Consider the following 7579-nt stretch of genomic DNA (forward strand, 5'->3'; position numbering starts at 1 on the left):
CGGCCCTTTTGCGCTAGCCGCGTCCCGCGTGTCAGTGACTGACAGATGTGTCTCGACTAGACTCGGCCGCATGGTCGGCGAAGGGTTGCGCGAGGTCACGCGCAGGGCGGTCACCGCGGAGATCGCCGCGAAGGCGATGGACCTGTTCACCGAGCAGGGCTTCGAGGGCACGACCGTCGACCAGATCGCGGCCGCCGTGGGGGTGTCGACGCGCACCGTGTTCAGGTACTTCGCCGGCAAGGAGGACATGGTCGTCGGCAACCTGATGGAGCTCGGGCACGAGCTGGCCGCGGCTCTCGAAGCCCGGCCCGCCGACGAGGCGCCGTGGGCGGCGTTGCGCGCGGCGCTGCAGGTGTGCGTGGAGTCGCTGGAAGCCGCGGGGCTGCCTCGCGCAACGATGCTGGCCGAGACGCCCGCGTTGCGCACGGCGTTGCTGCGCAAGCACTTGCAGTGGCAGGAGGCGCTGGTGCCGGTGCTCGCCAAGCGGCTGGGTGGCGACGAGTTCGCCGCGCACGCGCTGAGCTCGGCCGCACTGTCCTGTTTGGATGTCGCGGGCTACGAGTGGACGCGCGTGGCGGGCAAGAAGCCGTTGGGGGATCTGCTGGACGCGGCGATCGTGGCCGTCAGGCCGCCGGCACGGTGACCCGCGCGACTCCGTCGTCGAGTGGTTCGAGCAGCCAGCCGTCGGGGATCTGGTTGTCCTTTGTGGACGTCACCTTCGTGTTGTAGAGCGACAGGTGCTCGGGCACGCGCGCGAAGCGCAGGTCGGCGTGGCCGCCGAAGGACGCGCGGCGCAGGTCGAGTGAGTCGTCGAACGCTGCGTCGGTGAAGAGCGCGTCCTTGGCGAACACGGCGTCCTTGAACGCGGTGCGCCCGGCGAACGTCGTCTCCGTGAAGTCGGCGTTCTCGGCGAACACCGTGCCGCTGAACCACGCGTAGTCGAGGAACTTCGCGCCGCGGCAGCGGAAGTTGCCGATCAGGCGGCCGCTGCCGGTGCCGGCGGCGGTGAAGTACGCGCGGTCCGTGATCAGGCAGCCGCTGAGGTTCGTGCTGCTGTGCAACGACGCGTAGCGCAGCAGCAGGCGGCCGATCTTGCGGCGGGACAGGTCGAGGTACTCCAGCACCGCGCCGGTGAGGTCGAGGTCGTAGCTCGGCGCGTCCACATCGCACGCCCACGGCAGCAGTTCGGCGACGAGCCGCTGCGCGGTGAGGCGGACCTGCAGCTCCCGCTCGGCGTCGGGGTCGTCCGTGCGCTCGGAGGTGCCGTACCGCGCGTGCTCGAACGGCCGCCGCAGATAAGCGCACAGCACGTCGAGCACGGTCTGCGTGTAGGTCGGCCGGCTGCGCGCCAAACCCGCCAACGCGTGCAGCGCGCCGACGCGGACCTGGTCGGCCTCGTGCCCGAGCAGCTCCACCGACTTGGCGAAGCGCTCGTCCGACACGCGCTCACGGTCCTGTTCGGCCCGGCGCATCTCCAGGTCGTGGCGCTGCCGCTCGATCTCCTGGCGCGCCTCCTCGACGCGGCGGCGCCGGTCGTTGAGCCACAGCGCGTAGAGCGCGACGACCGCGCCGCCGGCCAGACCGCCGGTCTTCAGGGCATCGCTGCGGCTGGTGGCGGGGTCGGCGAGCAGCCAGCCCCCGACCCCGCACAGCAGCAGCACGGACGCGACGAACGTCCAGAGCAGTGGGGACCGCACCGATCAGAAGGCGATGACGAAGAAGAACCCGATGCACCAGTTGCCGCCGACGCTGGTGGCGATCACCGAGCCGTTGGCGTCCTTTCCGGACAGGTCGCCGTCGAGGGTGGCCGTTATGGTCGCGGTGCCGTCGTAACCCTCGACCTTGAGCGCCGGGGTCCCGGCGGTGGCTTCGTCGATGCTGTCCTTGGAGAAGGCCTCGCTGCCCTGGCACGTCATCGCAGTGGCGCCGGCGCCGTCCTTGGCGTTGATCTTCGCCATGAACGCGTCGATGGCCTGCTTGCCCTCGACGGGCGAGCTGCCGCCACCGCCGGTGCCCGGGATGTCGGTCTCGTCGGTGGGCAGACCCGGCTCCGACGGTTCGCCGGTGGGCAGCTGCGGCCGCGACGACTGCGCGGGCGGCGGCACGGGGTTCTGCGTTTGCGCCGTGGACCCCGAGTCCTTGCTCAGGAAGAAGCCGGGCGCGACGAAGCCGGTGATGCCCAGCGCCACCACGACCACCACGGCCACGGCGATGCCGATCCACAGCCCGGTCTTGTTGTTCTTCGGCGGCTGGGGGCCACCGCCGTACCCGCCGCCGTAGGGCTGGTTCGGGTCCCAGCCCTGCTGCGGGTACTGCTGGGTTCCGGGGTATTGCTGCTGGTAGGGCTGGCCGTACGGCTGCTGCCCGGGGTACTGCTGCTGTGTGTTCGGGTCCCAGCCCTGTTGCTGGCCGCCCTGCTGCGCGTTGGGGTCCCACCCGGGCTGCTGGCCCGGCTGCTGCTGCGCGTTCGGATCCCACCCCGGCTGCTGGGGAACCCCGCCCGTGCCGGGCTGCTGCCAGCCCTGGCCGTAGGGGTCCGGCTGGCCGCCCTGCCCTGGCTGCGGTGGGTAGGTCATCTCCGGTTCCGCCCTTCCTGGTGCACCGTTTCGCGCCGTGGTCTGACGACCGGCGAGCGCCGGCGGTTCCTCCCCACGTGAGGTGCATTCTGCAAGGTCGGGAGCGACTGCACAAAAGACGTGACGAGAACGAAGCTCCCGGCCGCCCCCGCAGGTCGGGGTGGCCGGGAGCCTCAGCTGTCGGTCACACGGGGATCAGCCGTTGGCCAGCGCCTGGACCCGGTCGAGGGCACCGTTGAAGGTGTCCTGGTCGAGCGGGCTCGAGGTGTACTGCCAGACGGTGTAGTAGCCCCAGCCGCTCGGCAGAGCGCCGGCCGACGACGCGTACCGCGCGACCCAGAGCGGCACCGTGGACGAGAAGTTCTGCGACGTGCCCACGCACTGGTTCCACCAGCTCGCCGAGGTGTAGATGACGGGCCAGCGGCCGGTCTTGGCGTGGTAGGTGTCGTGGAAGTCGCGGATCCACGCGCCCATCGCGGCCTGGCTCAGGCCGTAACAGGTGGCGCCGTAGGGGTTGTACTCCATGTCGAGCGCACCCGGCAGGGTCTTGCCGTCCTTGGACCACCCGCCGCCGTGGGCGACGAAGTAGTTCGCCTGCGCCGCGCCGCTCGAGGTGTTCGGGGTGGCGAAGTGGTACGCACCACGGATGAAGCCCTGGTTGTACGAACCGTTGTACTGCTGGGCGAAATAGGGGTTGGTGTAGCTCGTGCTTTCCGTCGCCTTGGTCCAGACGAACCGCTTGCCCTGGTTCCACCAGCTCGCCCAGTCGACGTTGCCCTGGTAGCTGGCGACGTCCATGCCCGGCACGGTGGCCAGGACCTGGTTCGGGATGGCGGCCGCGGGCTGCGGCTGCTGGGCGGCGGTCTTCGACGCCGGCGTGGAGGAGTCACCCTCCACACGGCGAATCTGCGACCCCAGTTCGTGGTTGTGCTTCTGGATGTCGTCGTTGATCGCGTTGATCGCGCTCGCCGACTGGTCCGGGTTGTACGGAGCTGCCATCGCCGGAACCGCGGAGCCGAGCAGGAGCGCCACGGTGGGGATGGCCAGGACGGAAAGCAGGGTTGCTCGCCGTCCTCTTCGGGAAGTGGACATCGTTGAATCCCTTCACAGATACCCTCGCTGAGGGCGGCTATTGCAGGTAGCCGCCCGGGTGAGATTCTTGATGACGCTCTGCGGTTTGTCATCAAGTTCCGTGAATTCAGAGGGTCACGTGGGTGATTTTCATCGGGTCATGAGCATCAATTCGTGAGGTCGTAACGAATGTTCACCCGATTGCCAGATTGCGGAGGGTTGCGAGGGGACCGTTGAGCCAGTTCTGGTCTCCCGGCAGTGAACCCTTGTCCGCGAACTGCCAGATCGCCTGGCTGTGCCAGCCGGCCGGCAGCTCCCCGATCTGTGTGTTGTAGCGCGCGAGCCACAGTGGATTCGCGCCGAGCGCCGCGCTGTTGCCGGTGCAGCGTTTCCACCAGCTCGTGGACGTGTAGATCGTGGGCAGACGCCCGGTTCGTGCGCGGTAGGTGTCCGAGAAGGACTTGATCCACGCGACCATGCCGGCGGGGTCCTTGCCGTAACAGGTCTCGCCGTAGGGGTTGTACTCCGCGTCGAGCGCGCCCGGCAGCGTTTTGCCGTCCGCGGACCAGCCGCCGCCGTGGGCGAGGAAGTAATTGGCCTGCGTCGCGCCGTCGGACACGTCGGGACGTGCGAAGTGGTACGAACCACGGATGATCCCGGCTTGGTACGAACCGTTGTACTGCTGGGCGAACTGCGGGTTGACGAACCCCGTGCCCTCGGTGGCCTTCACGTAGACGAACTTCGCGCCGGTCTTCGCGGCGGCGGTCCAGTCCACCGCGCCCTGGTGTCCGCTCACGTCGTGACCGAGCACCTGGTCGCTCGCGGTGTACTGGACGTTCGGCGCGCCGGCGACGCCCTCGTACTTCTCGATCTGCGAGCCGGCGTAGTGGTCGTCGGCGCCTTCGTAACTCGGTGCGGCAGTGGCCGGGGTGCACAGCGCGAGCCCGGAAACGACCGCGGCGCCCCAAACGATGGCGCTCCAGCGCAGCAGCGGATTACGACGCTTCACCCTGGACCCCCCACCGGACGCCTGTAGTCCTTCGAGCGCACACGATGCCCGCAAGCCGCCGTTCCGGCGAATCGGTGATCACCTGATGGAGTGAGTGCGGCAGGTCGGGGTGGGGTTGGATCCGTGCGGGCGGCGGGTTGCCGGTACGAAAAGGCCCGCTGTCCGGAGTGGACAGCGGGCCTTTTCGAAAAGCCGTCAGTTGAAAAAGAAGGTCAGCGCCGTTCTTCGGCGAGCGCCTTCAGCAGGTGCTCGGCCGGCACGACGGCGGTGATCACGTCGTGCGGGTTGATGGCCACGGGGTGCCCGGCGAGCAGGCCGACGATGTCGCGTCCCAGCACGGCGCGCGCGTGCGGCCACTCGCGCGGCACGAGCGACTTGGCAGTGTAGGCGGGGACCATGACGCGGCCGTCGGTGTTGTGGAAGCCGATGACCGTGCGCTGCACGGGGGACATGGCGTAGACGAACAGCGTCGAGTCGAGGATGACCTTCGGCAGGTCCTCGGCCGGGCGGTGCTCGGTGCGCACGAGCTGCAGCAGCCGCTCGAGCTCCGTGCCGGGCTCGGGGTAGCCGAGCGCCTTCGGCGAGGGCCGGTAGCGGTCGTTGGGGTGGAAGTCCTCGACGACGTCGCCCGAGGCGTTCACCGGGTACGCGCCCACGACGGCCCACGACGGTACCGGGCCGCCCGGGTCGAAGGCCTCGTCGATGACGTAGAGCCAGCTGTTGGGGTTGGCGCGCGCGTTGGCCCGCATCTCGGGGGTGATCTCGGGTTTGCCCTGCGGTCCGCGCCGGCCGTGCCGCCCGGCGGTGGCGGGCTTGCCCGCCGGTTTGCCGCGGCGCCCCGCGGGGGTGGTCGGGGAAACCATCCGATCTGCCTCGTCCCGCTGCGCCATCGCCGTCCCTCGGTGCCGGGTGCTGAATGTTCGTCCGACGTCACTCTACTGTTGGGCCATGGCCTCTTCGCGTTCGGTCGATCCCGCTGAGTTACGGGCGGCGGTGCTGGCCGTTTCGAGCTGGTTGCGAGGTGACGGGCCGGAACCGGCGCGGCCCGAGCTGGCCGCCGCGGTGCGGCTGAGCCTCAAGGCGCTCGCCGCCGACGCGCCCGGGCGCAGCGTCGAAGTGCGCGTGCCGCCGTTCGCCGCCGTGCAGTGCGTCGAGGGTCCCCGCCACACCCGGGGTACGCCACCGAACGTGATCGAAACCGACCCCCGCACGTGGCTCGAACTGGCGACGGGGCTTCTCGATTGGTCCAGTGCCCTCGACGCTGCGCGCGTGACGGCGTCGGGCTCGCGGGCCGACCTTTCACACTGGCTGCCCGTGGTCCGGCTATGACCGCCTGGGGACTTGACCGGTGAATACTCACCTGACTGTGTCGTTCGGTGCCGACTCTCCGTAGAATCGGGATGACAAACCCGACGCGTGCCGAGCCGTGCTATACGGGTTGGCTCTGTACGTGTACTTTGGGTAGTCGGGCTGGAATCCCCCAGGTAAACGAGCGGCGTACGGAAGGTCCCGGTCATGAACGCGGTGAACGCGTCCGGTGGCGAGCAGAGTCTCGGCCCGACTGCGCGCCGGATGATCCTCGGCTCGCAGCTGCGCAAGCTGCGTGAGGAAGCCGGGATCACGCGTCAGCAAGCGGGCTACAACATCCGCGGTTCCGAGTCCAAGATCTCCCGCCTCGAGCTCGGCCGCGTCGGCTTCAAGGAACGCGACGTCGCCGACCTGCTCACCATGTACGGCGTCGCCGACGACGAAGAGCGCCGCGCCTTCCTCGACATGGTCAAGCAGTCGAACGAGGCCGGCTGGTGGCGCAAGTTCGGCGACACCGTGCCTGGCTGGTTCACCGACCTCGTCGGCCTGGAAGAAGCCGCGTCGCGCATCCAGATCTGGGAACCGCTGTTCGTCTCCGGCCTGCTGCAGATCGAGCCCTACGCCCGCGCGATCTTCAGCCACGGCCGCCCCGAGATGGCCGACGAGAAGGTCGACCAGCTCGTGGCCCTGCGCATGCGCCGCCAGAAGATGCTGGCCCGCCCCGACGCGCCCCGCATCTGGGCGGTGCTCGACGAGTCGGTGCTGCACCGGCCGATCGGCGGGCCGAAGGTGTTCAAGCAGCAGCTGGAGTACCTGCTCGAGGTGACCACGCTGCCCCACGTGTCGGTGCAGATCCTGCCGTACTGCCGCAGCGGCCTGTCGGCCGAGCACGGCTTCGCGCTCCTGCGCTTCGCCGAATCGGAACTGCCGAACATCGCCTACGTCGAATACCTCACGGGCGCCCACTACCTCGACAAGCGCGACGAGATCGAAAAGTACGGCCGCGCCCTCGACCTGCTGGCCGTCGACGCCGAGACCCCGGAACGCAGCCGCGCCCGCCTGGCGAAGCGGCGTGCGGAGATCTGAGTCGCGCTGAGTTCGTGGCCGGTCTGAGCTGCTGAGGGGTGCTTGGCCGGCCTTCCGTCGCGTTGGCGTCGTGCCCGAGCGCTCGGTTGTGGCTGCCATGGTCGACTCTGGCAAGTCCTGCTGCCTCGCACGCTGACCATTAGCTTCTCGCGCGCGAACCCTCACTGCTCGCGCGCGAGAGTTCGACCAACACCAAGCCGAGGAGTACCAAGCCGAGGAGTACCAAGCCGAGGAGCGCCAAGCCGAGGAGCGCCGCCCGCCCGTGCGGCGGGTGAGCGAGCCGCCTCAGCGCGGTTGGCCAGCCCAGTCCAGCTGCCCGCGCCAGCGCCAGCGCCAAGAGACCGTGGGCTCCCGCGCGTCCGACCAAAGCCATGCCCGGCGGCGAGAGCCGACGACCTCCGCGAGCCGCTCCGGTGTGGTTGGCTTCCCCAGCCCAGCCCAGCCCAGCCCAGCCCAGCCCAGCCCAGCCCAGCCCAGCCCAGCCCAGCCCAGCCCAGCCCAGCCCAGCCCAGCCCAGCCCAGCCCAGCC

At 69.5% G+C, this 7579-nt stretch carries 8 protein-coding genes; 3 read left to right on the forward strand and 5 right to left on the reverse strand.

Translation table 11 applies throughout. The features are described from left to right. The first annotated feature begins 70 nt into the window (after positions 1 to 70). Positions 71 to 643, forward strand: a complete 573-nt coding sequence (locus tag AB0878_RS16105; RefSeq protein ID WP_366580449.1) for a helix-turn-helix domain-containing protein — start codon at positions 71 to 73, stop codon at positions 641 to 643. Here the strand turns inward: AB0878_RS16105 and AB0878_RS16110 are convergent. From AB0878_RS16110 to AB0878_RS16130, 5 genes are all read right to left on the reverse strand, one after another. Beyond that, positions 624 to 1697, reverse strand: coding sequence for a pentapeptide repeat-containing protein (locus tag AB0878_RS16110; RefSeq protein WP_366580451.1), 1074 nt, complete (start codon positions 1695 to 1697; stop codon positions 624 to 626). The genes AB0878_RS16105 and AB0878_RS16110 overlap by 20 nt on opposite strands. Positions 1698 to 1700: 3 nt before the next feature. Continuing rightward, positions 1701 to 2576, reverse strand: a complete 876-nt coding sequence (locus tag AB0878_RS16115) for a hypothetical protein (protein ID WP_366580453.1) — start codon at positions 2574 to 2576, stop codon at positions 1701 to 1703. Between the two features lie 195 nt (positions 2577 to 2771). Continuing rightward, complete coding sequence (locus tag AB0878_RS16120) at positions 2772 to 3668, reverse strand: lysozyme (protein WP_366580455.1); 897 nt, start codon at positions 3666 to 3668, stop codon at positions 2772 to 2774. Between the two features lie 172 nt (positions 3669 to 3840). Further along, on the reverse strand, positions 3841 to 4656 hold the full coding sequence (locus AB0878_RS16125) for a lysozyme (protein ID WP_366580456.1): 816 nt from the start codon (positions 4654 to 4656) through the stop codon (positions 3841 to 3843). A 212-nt stretch (positions 4657 to 4868) separates the two neighbouring features. Further along, positions 4869 to 5546, reverse strand: coding sequence for a type VII secretion system-associated protein (locus tag AB0878_RS16130; RefSeq protein ID WP_364065009.1), 678 nt, complete (start codon positions 5544 to 5546; stop codon positions 4869 to 4871). A gap of 58 nt (positions 5547 to 5604) precedes the next feature. Between AB0878_RS16130 and AB0878_RS16135 the strand changes: the two genes are divergently transcribed. Together AB0878_RS16135 and AB0878_RS16140 are read left to right on the forward strand one after the other, a co-directional pair. Then, entirely contained in the window at positions 5605 to 5985 is a 381-nt protein-coding gene (locus AB0878_RS16135; protein WP_366580458.1) for a sterol carrier family protein, read from the forward strand. 186 nt (positions 5986 to 6171) lie between these two features. Beyond that, entirely contained in the window at positions 6172 to 7050 is an 879-nt protein-coding gene (locus AB0878_RS16140; RefSeq protein ID WP_366580460.1) for a helix-turn-helix transcriptional regulator, read from the forward strand. Positions 7051 to 7579 lie beyond the last annotated feature (529 nt).

This window comes from Amycolatopsis sp. NPDC047767 (genome assembly GCF_040704195.1).
Lineage (GTDB): Bacteria > Actinomycetota > Actinomycetes > Mycobacteriales > Pseudonocardiaceae > Amycolatopsis.

Coding starts and splice junctions, on each gene's coding strand:
- AB0878_RS16140 (WP_366580460.1), top strand. CDS start 6,172: ATGAACGCGGTGAACGCGTCCGGTGGCGAGCAGAGTCTCGGCCCGACT.
- AB0878_RS16120 (WP_366580455.1), bottom strand. CDS start 3,668: ATGTCCACTTCCCGAAGAGGACGGCGAGCAACCCTGCTTTCCGTCCTG.
- AB0878_RS16135 (WP_366580458.1), top strand. CDS start 5,605: ATGGCCTCTTCGCGTTCGGTCGATCCCGCTGAGTTACGGGCGGCGGTG.
- AB0878_RS16105 (WP_366580449.1), top strand. CDS start 71: ATGGTCGGCGAAGGGTTGCGCGAGGTCACGCGCAGGGCGGTCACCGCG.
- AB0878_RS16130 (WP_364065009.1), bottom strand. CDS start 5,546: ATGGCGCAGCGGGACGAGGCAGATCGGATGGTTTCCCCGACCACCCCC.
- AB0878_RS16115 (WP_366580453.1), bottom strand. CDS start 2,576: ATGACCTACCCACCGCAGCCAGGGCAGGGCGGCCAGCCGGACCCCTAC.